The 19,542-nt window shown below is 56.5% G+C and carries 21 protein-coding genes, 1 pseudogene and 1 riboswitch; of the genes and pseudogenes, 3 read left to right on the forward strand and 19 right to left on the reverse strand.

What is annotated here, in order from left to right; all coding sequences use genetic code 11:
- Positions 1-23: 23 nt before the first annotated feature.
- Together BJQ97_RS08830 and BJQ97_RS08835 are read right to left on the reverse strand one after the other, a co-directional pair.
- Complete coding sequence (locus BJQ97_RS08830) at positions 24-500, reverse strand: glutathione peroxidase (protein WP_160156283.1); 477 nt, start codon at positions 498-500, stop codon at positions 24-26.
- Between the two features lie 60 nt (positions 501-560).
- Positions 561-1,076 carry a hypothetical protein gene (locus BJQ97_RS08835; protein ID WP_160156284.1) on the reverse strand — a complete coding sequence of 172 codons (516 nt, stop codon included), beginning with the start codon at positions 1,074-1,076 and terminating at the stop codon, positions 561-563.
- Between the two features lie 123 nt (positions 1,077-1,199).
- Here BJQ97_RS08835 and metA point away from each other — a divergent pair, with 123 nt between their 5' ends.
- The 3 genes from metA to BJQ97_RS17395 all read left to right on the forward strand — a co-directional run bounded on the left by metA (position 1,200) and on the right by BJQ97_RS17395 (position 2,634).
- Positions 1,200-2,108 carry a homoserine O-acetyltransferase MetA gene (gene metA, locus BJQ97_RS08840; protein WP_160156285.1) on the forward strand — a complete coding sequence of 303 codons (909 nt, stop codon included), beginning with the start codon at positions 1,200-1,202 and terminating at the stop codon, positions 2,106-2,108.
- Positions 2,109-2,238: 130 nt separating this feature from the next.
- Positions 2,239-2,325 carry a YjcZ family sporulation protein gene (locus BJQ97_RS08845; RefSeq protein WP_160157582.1) on the forward strand — a complete coding sequence of 29 codons (87 nt, stop codon included), beginning with the start codon at positions 2,239-2,241 and terminating at the stop codon, positions 2,323-2,325.
- A gap of 159 nt (positions 2,326-2,484) precedes the next feature.
- Positions 2,485-2,634: a hypothetical protein gene (locus BJQ97_RS17395; protein ID WP_201451672.1), complete on the forward strand. Its 150-nt coding sequence runs from the start codon at positions 2,485-2,487 to the stop codon at positions 2,632-2,634.
- 169 nt (positions 2,635-2,803) lie between these two features.
- Here BJQ97_RS17395 and cobO read toward each other — a convergent pair whose 3' ends face one another.
- From cobO to rraA, 17 genes and pseudogenes are all read right to left on the reverse strand, one after another.
- Positions 2,804-3,349, reverse strand: coding sequence for a cob(I)yrinic acid a,c-diamide adenosyltransferase (gene cobO, locus BJQ97_RS08850; protein ID WP_160156286.1), 546 nt, complete (start codon positions 3,347-3,349; stop codon positions 2,804-2,806).
- Entirely contained in the window at positions 3,330-4,100 is a 771-nt protein-coding gene (cobA, locus tag BJQ97_RS08855; RefSeq protein WP_160156287.1) for a uroporphyrinogen-III C-methyltransferase, read from the reverse strand. The genes cobO and cobA overlap by 20 nt, the downstream gene beginning before the upstream one ends.
- The gene (gene cobT / locus BJQ97_RS08860; protein ID WP_160156288.1) at positions 4,097-5,155 is read right to left on the reverse strand and encodes a nicotinate-nucleotide--dimethylbenzimidazole phosphoribosyltransferase; all 1,059 of its coding nucleotides are present in this window, start codon (positions 5,153-5,155) and stop codon (positions 4,097-4,099) included. The genes cobA and cobT overlap by 4 nt, the downstream gene beginning before the upstream one ends.
- Before the next feature lie 71 nt (positions 5,156-5,226).
- Positions 5,227-6,741, reverse strand: coding sequence for a cobyric acid synthase (locus tag BJQ97_RS08865; RefSeq protein WP_160156289.1), 1,515 nt, complete (start codon positions 6,739-6,741; stop codon positions 5,227-5,229).
- Positions 6,734-8,098 (reverse strand): cobyrinic acid a,c-diamide synthase CobB, encoded by a 1,365-nt coding sequence (locus BJQ97_RS08870; RefSeq protein ID WP_160156290.1) that lies wholly within the window; start codon positions 8,096-8,098, stop codon positions 6,734-6,736. The genes BJQ97_RS08865 and BJQ97_RS08870 overlap by 8 nt, the downstream gene beginning before the upstream one ends.
- A complete protein-coding gene (locus tag BJQ97_RS08875) occupies positions 8,044-9,228 on the reverse strand; it encodes a cobalt-precorrin 5A hydrolase (protein WP_160156291.1) in 1,185 nt (394 codons plus the stop codon). The genes BJQ97_RS08870 and BJQ97_RS08875 overlap by 55 nt, the downstream gene beginning before the upstream one ends.
- A gap of 1 nt (position 9,229) precedes the next feature.
- Positions 9,230-10,003 carry a precorrin-4 C(11)-methyltransferase gene (gene cobM / locus BJQ97_RS08880; RefSeq protein WP_160156292.1) on the reverse strand — a complete coding sequence of 258 codons (774 nt, stop codon included), beginning with the start codon at positions 10,001-10,003 and terminating at the stop codon, positions 9,230-9,232.
- The gene (gene cobI / locus BJQ97_RS08885; protein ID WP_160156293.1) at positions 10,000-10,701 is read right to left on the reverse strand and encodes a precorrin-2 C(20)-methyltransferase; all 702 of its coding nucleotides are present in this window, start codon (positions 10,699-10,701) and stop codon (positions 10,000-10,002) included. Before cobI ends, cobM begins: the two co-directional genes overlap by 4 nt.
- A pseudogene (gene cbiE, locus BJQ97_RS08890) lies at positions 10,698-11,902 on the reverse strand (precorrin-6y C5,15-methyltransferase (decarboxylating) subunit CbiE). The gene cobI and the pseudogene cbiE overlap by 4 nt, the downstream one beginning before the upstream one ends.
- Complete coding sequence (locus BJQ97_RS08895) at positions 11,868-12,986, reverse strand: cobalt-precorrin-5B (C(1))-methyltransferase (RefSeq protein ID WP_160156294.1); 1,119 nt, start codon at positions 12,984-12,986, stop codon at positions 11,868-11,870. The pseudogene cbiE and the gene BJQ97_RS08895 overlap by 35 nt, the downstream one beginning before the upstream one ends.
- Positions 12,987-12,992: 6 nt before the next feature.
- Positions 12,993-13,640, reverse strand: coding sequence for a precorrin-8X methylmutase (locus BJQ97_RS08900; RefSeq protein ID WP_160156295.1), 648 nt, complete (start codon positions 13,638-13,640; stop codon positions 12,993-12,995).
- A gap of 107 nt (positions 13,641-13,747) precedes the next feature.
- The gene (gene cobK, locus BJQ97_RS08905; RefSeq protein WP_160156296.1) at positions 13,748-14,524 is read right to left on the reverse strand and encodes a precorrin-6A reductase; all 777 of its coding nucleotides are present in this window, start codon (positions 14,522-14,524) and stop codon (positions 13,748-13,750) included.
- 14 nt (positions 14,525-14,538) lie between these two features.
- Positions 14,539-15,375, reverse strand: a complete 837-nt coding sequence (locus tag BJQ97_RS08910; protein ID WP_160156297.1) for a sirohydrochlorin chelatase — start codon at positions 15,373-15,375, stop codon at positions 14,539-14,541.
- A gap of 199 nt (positions 15,376-15,574) precedes the next feature.
- Positions 15,575-17,371 carry a precorrin-3B C(17)-methyltransferase gene (gene cobJ / locus BJQ97_RS08915; RefSeq protein WP_160156298.1) on the reverse strand — a complete coding sequence of 599 codons (1,797 nt, stop codon included), beginning with the start codon at positions 17,369-17,371 and terminating at the stop codon, positions 15,575-15,577.
- Position 17,372: 1 nt separating this feature from the next.
- Complete coding sequence (locus BJQ97_RS08920) at positions 17,373-18,083, reverse strand: HoxN/HupN/NixA family nickel/cobalt transporter (protein WP_160156299.1); 711 nt, start codon at positions 18,081-18,083, stop codon at positions 17,373-17,375.
- A complete protein-coding gene (locus BJQ97_RS08925) occupies positions 18,080-18,457 on the reverse strand; it encodes a (2Fe-2S) ferredoxin domain-containing protein (protein ID WP_160156300.1) in 378 nt (125 codons plus the stop codon). Before BJQ97_RS08925 ends, BJQ97_RS08920 begins: the two co-directional genes overlap by 4 nt.
- Positions 18,458-18,644: 187 nt before the next feature.
- A riboswitch (cobalamin riboswitch) is annotated at positions 18,645-18,838 on the reverse strand.
- Positions 18,839-18,896: 58 nt separating this feature from the next.
- Positions 18,897-19,382: a ribonuclease E activity regulator RraA gene (gene rraA / locus BJQ97_RS08930; RefSeq protein ID WP_160156301.1), complete on the reverse strand. Its 486-nt coding sequence runs from the start codon at positions 19,380-19,382 to the stop codon at positions 18,897-18,899.
- Between the last annotated feature and the right edge of the window lie 160 nt (positions 19,383-19,542).

Raw genomic sequence — 19,542 nt, forward strand, 5'->3', positions numbered from 1 at the left:
TTCCTTTGCCTTTCCTGCTCGCCTTACAGCAGCTTTTCAATTTCCTTTCTCAACTCGCTTGGCTTTGTTTGCGGTGCGAAACGGGCCACAACCTCGCCGTTGCGGTCAACCAAAAATTTTGTGAAATTCCATTTGATTGCTTCTGTGCCGAGCACGCCTGGCGCTTGTTCTTTCAAATATTGAAACAGCGGATGGGCGTTGTCGCCATTCACCTCCACTTTCGCAAACAGCGGGAACGTCACACCGTAATTCAACTGGCAAAATTGCTCGATTTCCTCTTCCGTCCCTGGCTCTTGGCCGCCGAACTGGTTGCACGGAAAGCCGAGCACGACAAACCCGCGATCGCGATATTCGTCATACAGATCCTGCAGTTCTTTATACTGCGGGGTAAAGCCGCAACGGCTTGCCGTGTTGACAATCAACAGCACGCTGCCTCGATAGACGGAAAGCGGTTGTTCCTCTCCGCGAATCGTTTTGGCACTGAATTCATATATACTCATGATTTTTCACCTCATCCCCATCATAGCGGATTTCACCGTTTGTTTCCACTTTTTGCGCCACTACTGTCCGGCAAACGGTTGCAACTGTTCAAGTGATGAAACCATATACGGCACCATCTCCGGCAAATCAGTAGCATTGTCCTCATAAATGAGACGGGCAAATTCGACCACGGCTTCATTTTCATACGGGCCGCGTTCATGCGGAAACGTAAAGCGAATCGTCTGCCGAATGATTCGCTCCTCCCCCCAAATCGTCCGCAGCGTTCCTTTAATGAGCGCACAAACGGACGAGCGGCGAATTGGGAGGGTAAACAGAAGAGCGAGCCGGCAGCCGGCCCGGCCGTGATAGAGACGCTCATTGACCAGCTCAGCAAAATCAAGCGAAAGCCGCGCGGTGCAGACGACGGGCGGATCGGGCGCATCATGCAGCCGAAATGAAATGGCGTACTCCCGGAACAAACGGGCCAAATCGACAAGATCGCGGCGGTCGACGACGACAATCTTTCCTTGCAAGTCAGCATCATACACCGCCCCTTCCAACACTGTTTTCAAGTTGTCAAACGCCGTCGGATCCATCGTTTGTTCCTCCTTTGTAGATTTGTGAACGCCTTTCGACAGAAAAAAATGAATTGAAGAAAATCGATAAACTTTTTATAATGAAATTATTTAAAAAATGAGAACGAAACGGAGGGGACATCGTTGCCAATCAACATCCCAAAAGACTTGCCGGCGAAAGAAATACTCGAACAAGAAAACATTTTCGTGATGGACGAAGAACGGGCTTACTCTCAAGACATCCGTCCGCTCAACATCATCATTTTAAACTTGATGCCCGAAAAGGAAAAAGCAGAGACACAGCTGCTGCGCCTGCTCGGCAACTCGCCGCTGCAAGTGAACGTCACCTTTTTGCGCCCGGCGACTCACGAGCCGAAAACGACAAGCAAACATCATTTAGAGCAATTTTACACGATTTTCCCGCACATTCGCCATCGAAAGTTCGACGGGATGATCATCACCGGAGCGCCGGTTGAACAAATGCCGTTTGAAGAAGTCAACTATTGGGGAGAATTGACCGAAATTATGGAATGGACGAAAACGAACGTCACCTCGACGTTGCATATTTGTTGGGGAGCACAAGCCGGCCTGTATTACCATTACGGCATCCCGAAATATCCGTTGCCGGAAAAATGTTTCGGTGTGTTCAACCATACAGTGGAAGTGAAAAATGTGAAGCTGCTGAGGGGCTTTGACGACGTGTTCCGCATGCCTCACTCCCGCCATACCGATGTCAAACGCGAGGATATTGAGAAAGTCCCGGGAATTACAATTTTATCCATATCCGACAAAGCTGGCGTTTGCCTCGTTGTATCGAACGACGGGCGCCGCATTTTCTTAACCGGTCATCCAGAATATGATGCGACAACACTCAAAGAAGAATATGAACGCGACTTGGCGAAAGGGCTGCCGATTCACATCCCGGAATCATACTTTCCAAATGATGACCCAAGCCAGCCGCCGCTGAATACGTGGCGGTCGCATGCGAATTTGCTGTTTATCAACTGGCTCAACTACTACGTCTATCAGGAAACGCCGTACGTTTGGGAATAAAAGCTCGACAAAAAACACGCTGCCTTTTGGCAGGGCGCTTTTCTCATTTTGACTTATTTCGACAATGGTCCCGTTCCTTCGCGCAGCTGGCGGCATACTCTATAGTAGATTTTGCGTGGAGGTGACTCTCATGGGCGCTTGGCATAGCAACGGCTTTGCCTTGATTGTCGTCCTGTTCATTTTGTTGATCATCGTCGGTGCGGCGTTCGTTTATTAATCACTGATTGCTGCCGCCATCCGGCCGGCTTGCAACGGGAAAGCGGGAACACGAAGGCTTCCCGCTTTTTTTATGCCAGAATGCAGACAGCCATGCATAGGAATGAAGACATCGTCCATGCTAAACGTATAACGACGGCAGCCAAAGGAGGTGGAGCTCATGACGAAACGCCCAAACAACGGCAGCCGCAACCAAAACGCGCCGACGCAAGATCCAATAGCCTTGCTTCGCGGCCCGGTTTCTGGCGATAACAGCAAAGGACGGCGGCAAAAGAAAGAACAAAATGACAAAACGGACACGGATGCATAGGCAAAATCGTTATGAGCGAGCATTTCTGTCTAGCAGCCCCTATCCAATCCAAAAAGCGGCCCCATTTGGCCGCTTTTTTTGAATCGGATAGACTCGCACTTCCATCGGAATGCACACGATGCATTCTCTTTGAGGCAGAATCTTCGACTAAATGTTCATGGTGTCCCCTTCAAAACTCAATCCCTTTTATCGCCCTCGTTCCTTGTTCATAGTCATGTTTGATGAGCGTCATCTCCGTGGCGATATCTGCGGCGGCAATGAGTTCCGGGCGCGCCGCGCGCCCCGTGATGACAAGATGAAGCGACGGCGGACGCGTGCGGATCAGCTCGAGCACCTCGCTGACTGATACGATATCTTCAACAGGAAAGCGGTCAATGGCCAGCACATTGTTCAGTTCATCGAGCACAATCATATCATACTGTCCGGAATACACATATTCTTTGGCCACCGCCCAGGCGCGCTTCAACGCTTCACGGTGAACGTCCGGCGTTTTTGTCCATGTGAAGCCGGCGCCAAGCTGGCGCACTTCAACGCCAAGGCGCTGCAGGGCCAACTGCTCGCCATATGTGCGCTCGGGGGATTTAATAAACTGCAAAACGACGACATGCAACCCACGTCCGGCCGCGCGCAGCGCGAGGCCAAATGCGGCGGTCGTTTTTCCTTTGCCATCGCCGGTATAGACAATCACCCTCCCATCACGATGGAACGCCGACATCCACCACGCCCCCTTGCTGTTCTGGAAACCATTGCAACGCCTCGCGCAGGCGGACGACTGTACCGATGATAATGATGGCTGGATGGGAGATGTCTGCCTGCTCCGCCTCCACCGGCAGTGTGGCAAGCGTCGCCGCTACCGTGCGCTGCCGCTCGGTCGTCCCCCATTCGATGATCGCCGCAGGTGTCTCCGCTGCTTTTCCGGCGGCAATGAGCCGGCGGCAAATATCCGGCAAATTGGCCGCTCCCATGTAGACAATGATCGTATCGCATCCTCGAACTAGCGCCTCCCAATCGATCCGTTCACTCCGATGGCCGCTGACCATCGCCACTGAGGCGGCGTAATCACGGTGGGTGACCGGAATGCCAGCGTACGCCGGCGCAGCGATGCCGGATGTCACCCCTGGAACGATTTCAAACGGAATTCCGGCTTTGGCCAACACTTCCGCCTCTTCACCAACGCGACCAAAGACGCACGGATCGCCGCCTTTTAAGCGGACGACCGTTTTTCCTTGTTGCGCATGCTGGATGAGCAACTCATGAATTTGTTCTTGAACCGTGTCATGTTTTCCCGGCTCTTTTCCGCAGTAAAGAAGCTCAGCGTCCGGCTTCGCGTAGCGTAGCAGCTTCCGGTTGATGAGCCGGTCGTAAATAACGACATCCGCCTGTTCGAGGCATTCGCGCCCGTAAACCGTGATGAGCTTTTCATCACCCGGCCCAGCACCGACTAAATACACTTTGCCGACGGTCATCGCCCCTTCTCCCCTTTCGCATTGGCCGTGGAAATGCCCGCCGAGGCGAACGTCGCCATTTCGTTCACCATCGCCATTGCTGAAATCAAGAGCGGAAACGCTACCGCCGCGCCGCTTCCTTCGCCAAGGCGCATGCCGAGATCCAAAAGCGGCTCCTTCTCTAGCAAACGAAGGGCTATACTGTGCCCCGGCTCTTGCGAACGATGGCCGGCAATCATATAGTCTGTAACGTTCACGGCAAACTGGCGGGCCACAAGGGCAGCCACCGTGCAAATAAATCCGTCAAGCAAAATCGGGATGCGTCGCTCGGCAGCCGCCAACATAGCGCCGGCCATGGCGGCGATCTCGAGCCCTCCTATTTTTGCGATCCATTCGAGCGGCTTCGCCGGATCCGGACGGTGAAGCGTAAGCGCCCGGCGGATGACATCCCGCTTATGTTGCAGCCGTTCTTCGTCAATGCCGCTTCCTTTGCCGACGATGCGCTCGAGCGGTTCATCAGTCAACGTAGCCAATAAGGCGCTCGCGGCGGTCGTATTGCCGATTCCCATCTCGCCGACAATGAGCGTGCGGGCGCCTTGTTCAATGATGGACGCCGCCTGTTCGTAACCGACATGAAGCGCCTGTTCGGCCTCGGACGGCGTCATCGCTTCCGTTTCCGCGAAATTGTTCGTTCCCGGGCGCACCTTTTTCTGAATGACGCGCTCATCATTGATCAGCACGGCGACACCGACATCAATCACCTGAAGCAACGCGCGGACTTGCCGGCTGAACACATTAATCGCCGCTCCGCCGTTGGCAAAGTTGTACACCATTTGCGCCGTCACTTCGGCCGGATAGGCAGACACCCCTTCTTCCGTGACGCCATGGTCGGCCGCAAACACGAGCACTCCGGGCGGAGTGACGCGTGGAAGCAGCTCCCCGGTCATGCCGGCAAGCGTTGCCGCCACTTCTTCAAGACGGCCGAGGCTGCCGGGCGGTTTGGTCAATTGATCGATATAGGCACGCGCTTGTTCAACCATTTCTCGGCGGATCGGTGGAATCGAAATATTCATCATGTTCGCGCAACATCCCCGCATCGAGCGGGAAACATGCACCTTCCTCCTTTCCTCTTCTAGCAATATATCGTTCACAGCACCGATGATCGTCTCTGAAATTCTTGCATCATTTGTTCAATCCGTTCGATCGCGACGTGTTGCCGAACGTGGGCGGCGAGCCGGTCGAACGCCTTTTCTTTGAGCGAGCGAAAGAGTCGGACACCAGAAGGAGCGATCCCTTTTTGGCGGCGAATGTTGTTGAAAAACGCGGTGCGGAACGCATCGTTATGAAACAAATCGTGCATGTACGTGCCCAGCACCCTCTCATCACTGTGCTTCGCCCCTTCCTGGCGGCCGTCCGCTTCAACAAGCGGCGCATAGCCGGGAAGCGGCGTCGAGCGCCCCATATGAATCTCATATCCTTGCACCGAAAACCGCTCCCCCGCCCATGTAAGCATCCCTTCCGCGTGGATGGTGATTTTCGTCCGCTCCAACGTCGTTTCAATCGGCAGCAAACCAAGCCCTTTGACTTCCGGAAGCGGCGTCTCGACGCCGTACGGATCACGGATGACGGCGCCAAGCATTTGATAGCCGCCGCATAAGCCGACAACTCTCGTTTTTCCCTCATGGACAAGCGATACGATGCGGGAGGCGAGCCCCCGTTTTTTCATATAAATCAAGTCTTCGATCGTATTTTTGCTTCCCGGAAGCACAATCACATCCGGCTCCCCAAGTTCATCGACATGTGTCACCAACCGGACGCGGCAGTCCGGTTCTGCCAGCAGCGGGTCGATGTCGGTGAAATTGGCGATTTTCGGATAGCGGATGACAGCGACATCAATCGCTTCCTCTCCGCCGACAGATGAAGCAAACCGCTCAAGCGCCAGCGAATCTTCAGCATCGATCGCCAAGTCAGGCAAATGCGGGACGACGCCAAGCACCGGCACGCCGGTGTATCGTTCAAACCAGTCAAGCCCCGGCTCAAGCAGTGACACATCGCCATGAAACTTGTTGATGATGACGCCAATCACCCGCTTTCGGTCCTCAGGCGCAAGCAGCGTCAGCGTCCCGACGAGGCTGGCGAACACCCCGCCCCGTTCAATATCGCCAATCAACACGACCGGGGCGTTGGCGAGGCGGGCGATGCGCATGTTGACGAGTTCACGGTCATTTAAGTTCACTTCGGCCGGGCTCCCCGCCCCTTCGATCACCAGCCGATCGTATTCCTTCATTAACGTGTCAAGCGACTTCTTGATCACGGCCAGCCCCTGATGAAAAAACTCGTTCCGGTAGGCGAACGCCGGCATATTGCCATACGGTCGTCCAAGCACGACAATTTGTGATTCATTGGCGCGGCTTGGCTTCAGTAAAATCGGGTTCATCTCGGCGCGGGCTGGCACGCCAGCCGCTTCGGCTTGGATGCCTTGCGCCCGGCCGATTTCTTTCCCGTCCGGCGTCACATACGAATTGAGCGACATGTTTTGCGACTTAAACGGTGCCGTTTTCCAGCCGTCTTGGGCGAAAATGCGGCAAAATGCCGTGGCGATCACGCTTTTGCCGGCATCGGAATGAGTGCCTTGAAACATGATCGGCAGCGCCTTAGCCATTGGTTGCCACCTTCTCACATTCAGCGAGCCATCGCTCAACCATTGCCGGAGCAGAAGCAAAATGGAAATGGACGTAGCCGGCGACAAGCCGATGCGCTAGATAACCATCCGGCTTTGAGCCAAACCGCCCGCTCGTTTCATAGGCAAATGGCGCCTCGCCCCTTGGTTCATATACAGAGTAATGAAACTCATGCCCGCGCGCCCGTTCTCCTTCCGGCAACAGGAAGTTTCCTCTCCGCCCGCGCACTTCGCGATATCCAAGCGCCGCGAGCTTCGTCTTCATCACCACTCTCCCCGGGATGACGCCTGCCATCTCATAAGCCGTGCCGTCCGTCGTGACAAGCTGCTCGGTAAGAAACATAAATCCGCCGCACTCGGCCAATGTCGGCATCCCTTGTTCAATGGCGGCGCGGATCGACTGCTTGACCGCCGTTTGCGCGGAAAGCCTAGCGGCAAACTCCTCGGGGAACCCCCCGCCGATATACAATCCGTTGACCCCTTTTGGAAGCGGCTCGCCCGCGAGCGGGGAAAAATAGACAAGCTCTGCGCCGCAGGCGGCCAGCATCTCGAGATTTTCCGGATAGTAAAAATGGAAAGCCGCATCTTTGGCAACCGCCACGCGCGCCCGGTAGCGCCGCAAAGGCCGAATGAGCGGGTGCGGTGGATCCAGCGCGGGCGCTTCCGCGATGGCTAGGAGCGTCTCCCAATCGACGGTTTGCGCCACCTTTTGCCCAAGTTCGGCAAAAAACGAATCCAGCTCGCCGCGCTCCACCGACGGCACAAGTCCTAAATGGCGCTCCGGCAGCGCCAACGCGTCGTCTTGTGTAAGAAACCCGATGACCGGCACCCCGCACGTTTGCTCGACCGCCGCTTTGACAAGCCGAAAATGCCCTTCGCTGCCGACGCGGTTGGCAAATACGCCAGCGATGCGAACATCGGGGCGAAACAGTTGAAACCCACGGACGATGGCCGCGGCGCTGCGGGCCATGCCAGCGCAATCGACGACAAGCAGCACCGGGCTTTCGGTCAACGCGGCGATGTCAGCCGTCGATCCTTCATCGGAGAGCGGCTGTTTTCCGTCAAACAGCCCCATCACTCCTTCGATGATGGCGAGATCCGCCCCGACGCAGCCATTGGCGAGCACTGTTTTGACCGCTTCCTTTCCCATCATCCAACTGTCCACGTTGCGCGCCGGACGCCCGGTGACGGCCGTATGGTAGGTCGGGTCGATGTAATCCGGTCCGCATTTAAACCCTTGCACCGTATATCCTTGCTGCTTCAGTGTTGCCATCAAACCGAGCGTTACGGTCGTTTTGCCGGCGCCGCTTCCCGGTGCGGCGATGACGAGTCGTCGCATGGCTCGCTCCCCTTTCTGCGTCTGTGGTCTATCAATGCCACCGAAATCGTCACATTGCCGGACTTCTTTTTCACGAGCGCCATCTGATCGGCCCCGCTGTACAATTTCGCCGCCGGCTCGCTCACCCCATACGCGCCGGTGTAGCGGTAGACGGTCTCGGATGGCGCTTCGATCGGCACCTCGTTCAGCTCCTCTGGCGTATACGCAACCAACTCCCATCGATATTTGTTGACTATCTCCAAAAGTCCTTGTTCATCCTTTTTCAAATCAATGGTGCACACCGCTTTGACACTTTTCATCGAAAAACGCAGCTCATTGAGCGTCTCATGGATGACCGCCTCAATTTCTTCAGCCGAGGTGCCGCGGTTGCAGCCGATGCCAAGAGCGATGACTTTTGGACGATACAGGACGCCGTTTTGCAAAATCGCTTCTTCTTCCGGATCAAGAAGCCGATGGGTGACGACAAGCGCGGCCGCCGGGCGGGCGGCAAGCGCGGCACTGATCGAGTCGTACACGGTGATGTTTTTCGGCAACGGCCGCCCTTCCGGCCACCAGTCGGTCTCCCCCGATTCTTGCACAATGGCGACCGGCTCTTCATTGACGACAGCCGCGCTCACCGGCGTCAGCTTGTCAGCTGATTCCCATTCCCAACCGAACTGGCGGCCAAACAGATCGACAGCGATCGTCTGCTGCACGTCAGAAGCGGTCGTAATGACCGGGCGGGCGCCTAAAATGGCGGCAACGCGCCGCGTCAGTTCGTTCGCCCCGCCCAAATGGCCGGAAAGAACACTGATCGCATGTTCTGCCTTATCATCGATCACCACGACCGCAGGATCGGTCTTTTTATCTTTTAACAGCGGAGCGATCATCCGCACGACGGCGCCGAGTGAAATGATGCAAATGAGGCCGTCATAGCGGGCGAACAACTCCGGCAGCAACGTCTTGACGTTGCCGGAAAACAGGCGGATCCCGTTCTCGGTTTCATCGCCGCGGGCAAATTTATCTGTATAATAGACATCTGCCCCCGCAAGGGTGCGTCCGAGCCGACGGGCAATCTCCACGCCGTGCTTCGTAATGGCTACGACCGCATAGACGCCGTGTCTTTCGTTGTTCGTGTCAGCAACCCCCACCTTACTTCTCCCCCTTTCGGTATCCGTGCGTAAACGTACGGTCATACAGTTTCGAACGGTAGCCGCGTTCATGAATGTGCGGATCGAGCGCCCAACCGGCCAATATGATGGCATGCTTCGTCACCCCGTGCCGGCGCATATCGTCCGCCAATGCGGCAACGGTGGAACGAATCACGACTTCATCCGGCCATGTCGCTTTATAAACGACCACCACCGGCGTCTCTGGGCTCCAGCCCGCTTCAAGGAGCGCGGACGACACTTTTTTGGCCAGCGTCGCGCTTAAAAAAAGGACAATGGTGCAATGATGCTGGGCAAGTTCCTGCAATTTCTCACGCGACGGCACCGGCGTCCGCCCCTCGGCGCGGGTGAAAATGACGGTTTGCGTCAATTCCGGGACAGTCAGCTCCGCCTGCACGGCCGCCGCGGCGGCAAACGCCGAACTGACGCCGGGGACAATTTCCACTTCAATTCCTTCTTCTTTCAACAAGGCGATTTGCTCAAGCGTCGCTCCGTAAATCGACGGATCCCCCGTATGGACGCGGACGACAAGTCGTCCTTGTTTCACTTGCTCCGCCATCGCCGCGACCATTTCTTCTAAATGCATGCCGGCGGTATGGAAAACATCAGCGCCCGGCTTCCGGTAGCGCTCGATCAATTCCGCGCTCACTAGCGAGTCTGTGTAAAAAATGGCGTCGGCAGCAGCGAGAAGCTCGGCGCCGCGAACCGTGATCAAATCGGGCGCGCCCGGCCCTGCTCCTACGATATACAGCTTCACTTTCTCACCACCATCAATGTCAAATATTCGAGCTCTGCTCCGTCGAGCTCCTCAATCTTCCACACCACTTCCTCGCCGGACGTCACTTTCGTCACCACCGCGGCGCGATGAAGCAAATCGAGCTCGCGCAAGAGACGCATCATCAGCTTGATCACTTTCGCCACTTTAAAAAAGACGACGCAATCGTGCTCGAGAAGCGCGGCTTTCATCGCCTCCTCATCGTCGCGAGCTGGCACGATCGCCACCGTTTCATCACCGTCCGCCAGCGGCAGACGCAGCCGGGCGGCAGCAGCGTTGGCCGAACTGACGCCAGGGATGACTTCGATCGGCGCTTCCGGGTAACGCTGTTCTATCACGCTCATCAAATGGATGAACGTGCTATACAACAGCGGATCGCCTTCGGTGACAAACGCCACATCGCGCCCGGCTGACAGCTCCGCCCAAATGGCGTCCGCCGCCTCGTTCCACTTCGGCTCAAGCACAGCTGGGTCTTTTGTCATCGGAAAATGGAGGCCGAGCCGCCGTTTTTCCTCTGGCGCAAAATATGCATCAATGATTTGTTCGGCATAGCTTTTGCTTTGCCGCCCTTTTTTTGGATAAGCAATGACATCCGCTTCTTTTAGGCGGCGGTATGCTTTCACCGTCATGAGCTCCGGATCGCCCGGGCCGACGCCAACGCCGTACAACGTTCCGATCATTCGTCTCCCTCCCGCTTCGCAGCAATGATGTACACCGGATTGAGCGCCTCAAAGCGCGTCAAGTCTAAAATCGGCTTGCTTCGCGACACTTGCGCGAGGGTGATGTCGACATGAAACCTGCGTTCGCCGAGCTCGCGGCCCGCTTCGGAAAGCGTCTCGATCGTTGCTGCATTGATGACGATGCGTCCGTTCCGTTTCAAGCGGCGGCAGCACACATCTAAAAGCGGCGCCATCGCGCCGGACGTGCCGCCGATAAAGATGGCGTCCGGGTCGGCAAACTCATCGAGCCGATCGGGCGCCCTGCCATGCACAAGCGTGATGTCAACGCGGAATTTGCGCAAGTTTTGCCGGCAAATGTCAACATCATGTTCATTTTTTTCAATCGCAAACACAGCGCCATCACGGACGATTTTCGCCGCTTCAATCGCGACCGAACCTGTGCACGTCCCGATGTCCCAGACGACGCTGTCCGGACGAAGACGCATGGCGCTCAAGCTCAGCACACGAATTTCTTTTTTTGTAATCAGCCCTTTATCCGGTTTTCGCTGAAAAAATTCGTCATCCGCAATGCCGAGCGGCCAAACTGGGCCGGGCGCTGTTTGCCGCAAAACAACTATATTTAATGGAAGAAACTCGGTTTCCGTCATTTCTTCCAGCTTGAAAAACCGGCAGCGCTCATTTGCCCCCCGAGCTCCTCACCGACAAACGCCTCATATTCCGTCATTCCGTACTCGAGCAAATAGCGGGCGATGGCAGCCGGCGAGTTCGTCTCATCAGTTAAGATGGCGACTTTTCGCCGCCCATCGATGCGCTGCGCCAAGCCGGTGAGCGGACGGCCATGGACGCTGATGAACGCCGCGTCTTGCCAAGACTCGCCCATTTTGGCAAACGCCCATTGCACCGAGCTGACGGCCGGATACACTTCAATCGGCAATTTGCCGGCCAAATAGCTGCCAATCCCATAAAAGAGCGGATCTCCGGACGCGAGCACAACTGTATTGCGCGTCTCATGGCGGAGCCGCTCCACAAGCTCCGCCAGCCCGCGGCGGATGACGATCGTTTCTCCCTTGTATTCCGGAAACATCGCCAGCTGCCGTTCGCCGCCGACAAGCAGCTCGCTTTCTATGATCCATCGCTTATACAAATCGGGGAGGCTCGCTTGCCCGTCAGCCCCCACGCCGATCAACTTCATCGTCCCCATCGGTCTGCACCGCCTTTCCTAATCGTTGTCCGTTCATCGTATAAATGGACGTGGCCACCGTCAGGCCGCCTCCGACTTCGTTGAGCGCCGCCTGGCAGCACGCTTCGCACAATAGCTCGAAAAACTTCGTGCAACCGGCCTCTTGCATCATGTCGCCGACTTGCGCCGCCGTGTTCGCTTCACGCACCGCGGCCACCAGCTCGGAAGGGGCGCCGGCTTGCTCAGCGAGCGCCGCCAAAAAACCGAAGTCAACCGGAGCGCTTTTCGAGTGCACCATCATCACACCTTGGGCGACTTTCGAAAATTTTCCCATCATCCCGACCATCGACACCGTCTTGATGCCAAGCCGTTTGCATTGCTTCAGCGTAAACCCGACAAAATCGCCCATTTCGATAAATGCTTCTTCCGGCAAATGGGGATATTCTTGCATGGCGTATTTCTCGCTCCGTCCCCCAGTCGTGATGACGACATGACAGCAGCCGTTCGCCTTGGCCACTTGAAGCGCCTGCACGATGCTCGCCCGATAGGCGGCGGTGGAGAACGGGACGACAATGCCGCGCGTCCCTAAAATCGAAATGCCGCCCATGATGCCAAGTCTCGGATTCAACGTTTTTTTGGCGATCTCTTCGCCGCCGGGAACGGAAATGACGACCTTCACTCCGCGATGTAGACCGTATTGCGCCAGCACTTCGTTGACTGCTTCGCGGATCATTTGCCGCGGCACTGGATTGATCGCCGCCTCCCCAACCGGCACCGGCAAACCCGGCTTCGTCACCCGCCCGACCCCTTCGCCGCCGTCAATATGAACGCCAGGCGAAGAAGCCCACGAGACAGTGGAAACGATGAGCGCGCCATGCGTCGCATCCGGGTCATCCCCGCCGTCTTTCACGACCGCAGCCGTCGCCGTTTCGCCATCAAGCGAACAGGAGGCGAGCGAAAAGGTCACCATTCGTCCAATCGGCAGGCGGATCGTCGCTTTCTCCTGCTCCTTGCCGGTAATGAGCGCTGTGAGCGCCGCTTTGGTCGCCGCTGTCGCGCACGATCCGGTCGTATACCCTTCACGCAGCGTTTTTTTCGTTTCCATCGTTCGTCACGCTCGCTCAGCGAGCAGCGATAGAGCGTTCAAGGCGGCGACCGTCACTGTGCTTCCTCCTTTGCGGCCGCGGTTGGTGATGAACGGCACATCGAGCTTCGCCAATTCTTCTTTCGATTCCGCCGCGGAGACGAATCCGACCGGCAAGCCGATCACCAATCCCGGCCGCGCCTCTCCTTCTTTGATGAGGCGGATGAGCTCCAATAATGCTGTCGGAGCGTTGCCGATGGCAAAAATGCCGCCTTCCGCTTCTTTCACCGCTTTGCGCATAGCGACAATCGCCCTTGTCGTATTCAACCGTTTCGCTTCAGCGATCACGTCTTCATCCGAAATATAGACGCGCACCGCGCTGCCGAACTTCGCAAGCCGCGCTTGATTGACGCCGGCTTGCACCATTTGCACATCGGCGACGACGAGCTTGCCATTGCGAATGGCGTCAATGCCTGAGCGAATCGCATCCGGGTGAAAAATGAGGCTTTTGCCAAGCTCAAAATCAGCCGATGCATGGATGACGCGCTGAACGATTCGGTATTGTTCTTCCGTAAATGAATGCTCCCCGATTTCCTCATCAATGATTTGAAAGCTCCGCGCTTCGATTTGTTCTGGCTGCACCGTCACCGGCCGGAACGTTGTATGAAAATCCATTCGTATTCGCTCCTTTCTCAAGATCATGGCATCGCTGAAATCCACGGTTCACTTAAACTGGCTTTTTTTGCGCCTTGTCTCACCAACTTGCCTCTTTTTTTGCCTCCTTATGCGGTTGGAAGCGGCGCGTGTTGCTTCAACGCATTAAGCACGCCGGCAAAATCGTGATGCACAATGCCGTACGACAACCGCGGGCGGCGGATGACGATCACCTCAATGCCAAGCTCTTCAGCGGCGGCAATTTTCTCATCGACAAACCCGACTTTGCCGCTTTCTTTCGTAACGACGACCGTGACGCCGAAATGGCGGTATAGCGCCCGATCGAGCTCTTTTGTAAACGGCCCTTGCATCATGACGATCTGCTCTTGGGAAAACCCGAGCTGCTCGCATTTGTCGAGATTGTCTTTTCGCGGCAGCATCCGCGCGATCACCTTGACGTTTGGGCGGCCGATGAGCCTCGCGGCAAAAATGTCGAGCGTTTTGCTGCCGGTTGTGAGCATGACGACGCCGCCTTTTTCCGCCGCCAATTCGGCCGCTTCTTCATAGCTGTCGACAAAGGTCACCTTATCGGACGCAATCGAAGAAGCCTGCCGCTCGTAGCGGATATATGACAATTGGGCCTCAGCCGCCGCCTGCATGGCGTTTTTCGACGCTTCTTCGGCAAATGGATGGCTTGCATCGACGATCGCTTTCGCCCCTTCGGCTTTGGCCAGCTTGGAAAGCTGGGATGCGTCTAAACGGCCGACATAAGTGCGAATGCCGGCAGCTTCGAGCTGTTCGGCCGCGTGATCGGTGACGACCGTCGCGGCCACGTTATAGCCAGCCTGTTGGATCATCACCGCCAATTCGCGGGCATCGCTTGTTCCGGCTAACAATAAAATCATCGACGCTTCCTCCTTCAATGATGGTGGTGATGATGATGGTGATGGTGATGATGGGCGGCGTGCAGCCGGTATTGGCATACGTCGCAGTTCATCGCCACCGTTTGATCGAGCACTTCTTGGAGGCGGTCAAGCACGATATCCATCAGTTTCGGATGAAAGCCGAAATAATCCGCAAGCGCAAACGAGACGTGCGGATGGTCGAGGCGGTATTGCGCCACTTGCCGCTCAAGCCGCTTAATGAGCACACCGGTGAACAAAAAATACGGCAAGATGACGATCCGCTTCGCCCCAAGCGTCAAACAGCGGCGGACGGCATCATCAAGCGACGGCGTCGTCACCCCCATAAACGCCGGCTCGATGAGCGCATAGCCGGTCTGTTCCCAAAAGAGGCGGGCGATTTTGTACAAGTCGCTGTTCGCATCCGGATCGCTCCCGCCGCGGCCAAGCAAAATGACCGCTGTTCCGTCGTCCGGCTGCTCCGGACGCTCGCCGATTTCTTGCAGCCGTTCGCGCAAAATCGCAAATGTCTGCTCGTGAACGCCGATCGGGCGGCCGTAGCGGAACACCATATGCGGATAGCGCGCTTTCGCCTCATCGATTTCCGCCGGGATATGCAGCTTCGAATGCCCGGCCGGCAATAAAATGAGCGGAACGACCGCCACTTCCGTTGCCCCGGCTTCAGCACAGCGTTCGATTCCTTCGCCGATCGACGGACGGCCAAATTCAAGAAAACACGTTTCGGCATGAAAGGAAGCAGGAAGACGCGGCCGCAGCCGCTCGACAAACTCCCGCACTTGCTCGTTCCCTTCCGGATCGCGGCTCCCATGGCCGACAAATAAAATGGCTCTCATTCTTGTTTTCCCCCTTTTGTTAGCAGACGTCTTCCGCCGTTCCCTATAAGCGTGGGCGTTTCATCCAAATGCGAGGAGCCCATCTATGCTTTTTTATGGAGCCAGCCGGTTATTCGATCGACTGTCGGAAAAAGATGCGCCGCTTCGACCCCAACGACATCTGCAGACGTTCAAGCTGCACATATAACGCATGCTTTCGTCACTCACCGCAAGCCGGCGTTTCGATGGACGCGGCCGGTTTTGCCTCTTCGTGTGAAAAACGTCCGACTTGCTTCACGCGGCGGAAAAACTTATGAAACCGTTCATTTGGATGTGCTTGTTCTTGATACTGTTCGATGATTTCTGCCATAACCGCCACAATCTCTTCCGGCGGAATGCCTTCAGCGACAAGCTGGCCGGGATGGGCGTTGCGGCCGACCGTTTTCCCGCCCAAAAACAAATCAAATTTCCCTTTCCGATACACAAGCCCGATGTCTTCGCGCACCGCGCCGTAGCACGCCATCCCGCAGCCGTTGATGCCAAGCTTCAACTCTTTCGGCAGCGCCATGCCGCCAAATCGGCGAGCCAATTCCTCCGCGTATGGAATGGCGTCTTTTTTCTCTCCATCGCAAAAATCACATGCCTTCACCGTCAGCACATCACCGACCGGCATGACCGTCAGCCCTGCGGCAACGAGACGAGCCACAAGCCCGTCTGGATCCTCCGTCATCCGTTCGATTTTCATATAATGGTCTGGCGTGTACGTCATTTTCCCATCGGGCCCGACGATTTCCGCGAGCACAAGGAGCTGTTCCGGAGTGAACTGTTTATTGGCCACGCCCGGGCTCACCGCCGCTTCCAACAACACGGCCGCCGTCTTTCTTGTTTTCCGTCTCTCTAAAGCGGCGAGCGCGTCTTCGGCTGTTTCTTTCACCCGTTTTGGCGCGGCGGTCGGCTGCCGTTCCGCTGTTTTTGCCAGCGGCGCGGCAAGCGTCGGCAAAACGGCAGCCGGCGGCGTTGGCTCGGCCTCCTTAGTGACCGTGGCAACAGACGACGGTCGAACCGCGGTGGCCAAGGCGGTGAAAGCACGATCCTTCTGGTTGCCGCCAGCGAAGACAGCCGCTTCGGACGGCCCTGATGCCCCCGGTGCCCCCGTGCTTCCTTCGTCCTCATCTTTCAGCGGTTTCGTCTGGTCAAGCGCCCACGGCTCCGCTTCTTTGCGCAGCCGTTCATGCGGTTTGAGCGGCTGGACGGCGGCTGCTAGTTGATACTTGCGCTGGTAGCCGCGCGGCGTGATCATCACGCCGTCATGGACGAATGTCGTTGAGTTGCCGATAATGACCGTCGTCAACATGCCGATCTCATGGTCAAGCATATGCGCCAAATCAGTGAGCACGATGTGCTGGCGTTCACGGTACGCGCTTTTCACCAGACCGACCGGGGTTTCCGGAGACCGATGGCGGAGCAGGATGCGCTGCGCTTCGATAATTTGCCGGGTGCGCCGCCCGCTTTTCGGGTTGTACAAAGCGATGACAAAATCAGCGGCCGCAGCGGCTTCCAACCGCTTTTCAATCAGCTCCCAAGGCGTCAAATGGTCGCTTAAGCTGATCGTGCACGCATCGTGCATAATCGGCGCGCCAAGCAGAGCGGCGCACGAATGGATCGCGGAAATGCCGGGGATGACTTCGATTTCAATCGAGCTGTCTTTCGTCCACCCTTTTTCAATCAACACTTCGTACACGAGTCCGGCCATGCCGTACAACCCGGCGTCGCCGCTCGAAATGACGGCGACCGTTTTGCCGCGCTCGGCCCATTTGACCGCCGCTTGGGCGCGGCTCACTTCTTCGGTCATGCCGGTGCTGATGATCTCCTTTCCGGCAATGAGGTCGCGCACGAGTTCAATGTATGTTTTGTAACCGATGATGACGTCGCTTTCTTCAATCGCTTCACGGGCCCGCTTTGTCATATGGTCGACGCTTCCCGGGCCAAAGCCGACAATGAGCAATTTGCCGACCACTTTACAGCCCCCTTCTCCATATCTCGATTATCATCGACATCCCTAACCATATGCTGTAAATACCTGTGACCGCACCAAGGACATAAAACAGCCGTTCCCGCTGCTTTGCTTTCCAAAATCCCCACGATAATCCAGCCGCTGTGGCAATCGTCGCAATGAGCAAGCCGACCACAAACAGTACAAGCTGAAGGACAGCCGCGCTCACATGCACTTTTCCGGCCGCATGGGTGATAATGGCTAGCTGGGTCGGGCTTTCGACGCCAATGCCATGAATGATGCCGATGATCAAGGCGCCAACCCAACCAACATGCGAAAAAGAACGGAAACTGTCCATTTCCCGCCTTCCCCGCAGCCATCGAGTAACCGTATGGCCGAACTCATAAAGGAGCTGAAACCGGCTTTTCACCTCACCACGCCGAAAAAGAGAAAAAAGCATCATCCCACCAAGAAGCACAAGCGTACCGCCAACTAAGAGCTCAATGGCGGCGGCTGACGACTCGGGAAGCCGGGCGCCGACCACGAGCGCCGCCACCCCCATGACAAACACGATCGCTCCGTGTCCAATAGCGTACATGATTCCGAGCGCCAACTGCTGTCTTCGCCGCGACTCGCTTCCGACCATATCCGCAATGGCCGCGACATGATCGCTGTCCATCCCATGACGCATGCCAAGAAATATCGCTAACATTACATAACTGGCCCATTCCATCATTGCGTCCTCCTCTTTCGAACGCCAATAACCGACTCCGTCCCACCAAGGCGGGTCAACCCGTCTTCACGGTATTCATACGCCGCCCACGCGCGAAGCGGCTCGCCGTTTTGCAAATGGGCGCGCACAACCTCCTTCGCCCGCTCGGGACTCATCAGCCGGTACCAAACGCCATCCGGATAGACGATCATCACGCATGCATCTTGGCAGCGACCGTTGCAGCGCGTCCTTGTTGTATGAACGGCGTCGTCAAGCCCGAGGCGGGCGATCTCCTCACGGACCGCGGCTGTCACGTCATCCCCGCCATGGCGAAGGCACGTCCCTCCGTTGCAAATGAATACATGACGCCTCATTCCTTGTAAATCCCACGTCGCCATCGAATCCCCCCTTATGTTAGAATGATAGAATGAAAGGCGGCAGACGGACGGTTTTTCGGCAAAAGAAAAAGCACCTCTACAGCAGAGGTGCAGAAAAATGCATACGAAAAGCCGCAAACGGCCCGAACAGGCCTGGCCTCATGAAGCCGTCATTCTCCCGCACGTCTGCCTATAATCCCGTAGGCATCCGTCCGATCCAAACAAGGCAGGTCTCCTGACTTAGGATCATCGCTTGGCGGCGTCTTCCCGAAGCATCCTTCAGTGACTTGCTGCCGCAAAGCTCCCCATCACAGTGGCGGGCACCGTGCCGGATTTTCACCGGGCTTCCCTTTTCACCCAAGCCCTTAAGCAGGCTTAGGCACCTTGTTTGTTTCTCGCCTATTGATCTTGTCATGGAACAAGCATCCGTTTTCATCGTAGTACAACTTGATGGCGGCCGTCAACCGTTTTTTGCCGACAAATCTTCGCGGGCGACGACAACGCCGTCCGCATCGGCGTACACGTATGCGCCCGGCTCCCAGCGGACGCCGCCAAACTCGAGCACAACATCGCGGACGCCTTTTCCCTCTTTTTTGCTTTTCACCGGGCACGTGCCGATCGCCATGACACCAAGCGGCATGCGGCCGATTTCCGCTGAATCGCGGATGCAGCCGTGGATAATGACGCCGGCAAGCCCCCGGTCGCAGGCGATTTGCGCCAACCGGTCGCCTAACAGAGCGACGCGGCGCGAGCCTTTTCCATCGACTACGAGCACCGTCCCCGGCGGCACCGTCTCGAGCGCTTCACGGACAAGGACGTTGTCTTCAAACACATCGACCGTCGCGATCGGTCCGGAAAACATCCGTTTTCCGCCGTACGATTGGAACGGCAGCTCGCAGACTTGCAACTCATCTAAAAATTGATCGCATAAATCAGCTGTTTTCATGATCCTCTCCCCTTTCGTTTTTTTCATTCGCCTCCTTTCGTCAAAATCCTGCCGACTCCACATTTTTTGCGGCGCTGCTTCTGCTCGGGAATCGGATGCGTGTCCTTGCGGGACCGCTGAAAACGATAAAAAGATTTTCTCGTCCCCGCTTTCCGGCGAA

This window comes from Geobacillus sp. TFV-3 (assembly GCF_009901865.1).
In the GTDB taxonomy this organism is placed as follows: Bacteria; Bacillota; Bacilli; order Bacillales; family Anoxybacillaceae; genus Geobacillus; species Geobacillus thermoleovorans_A.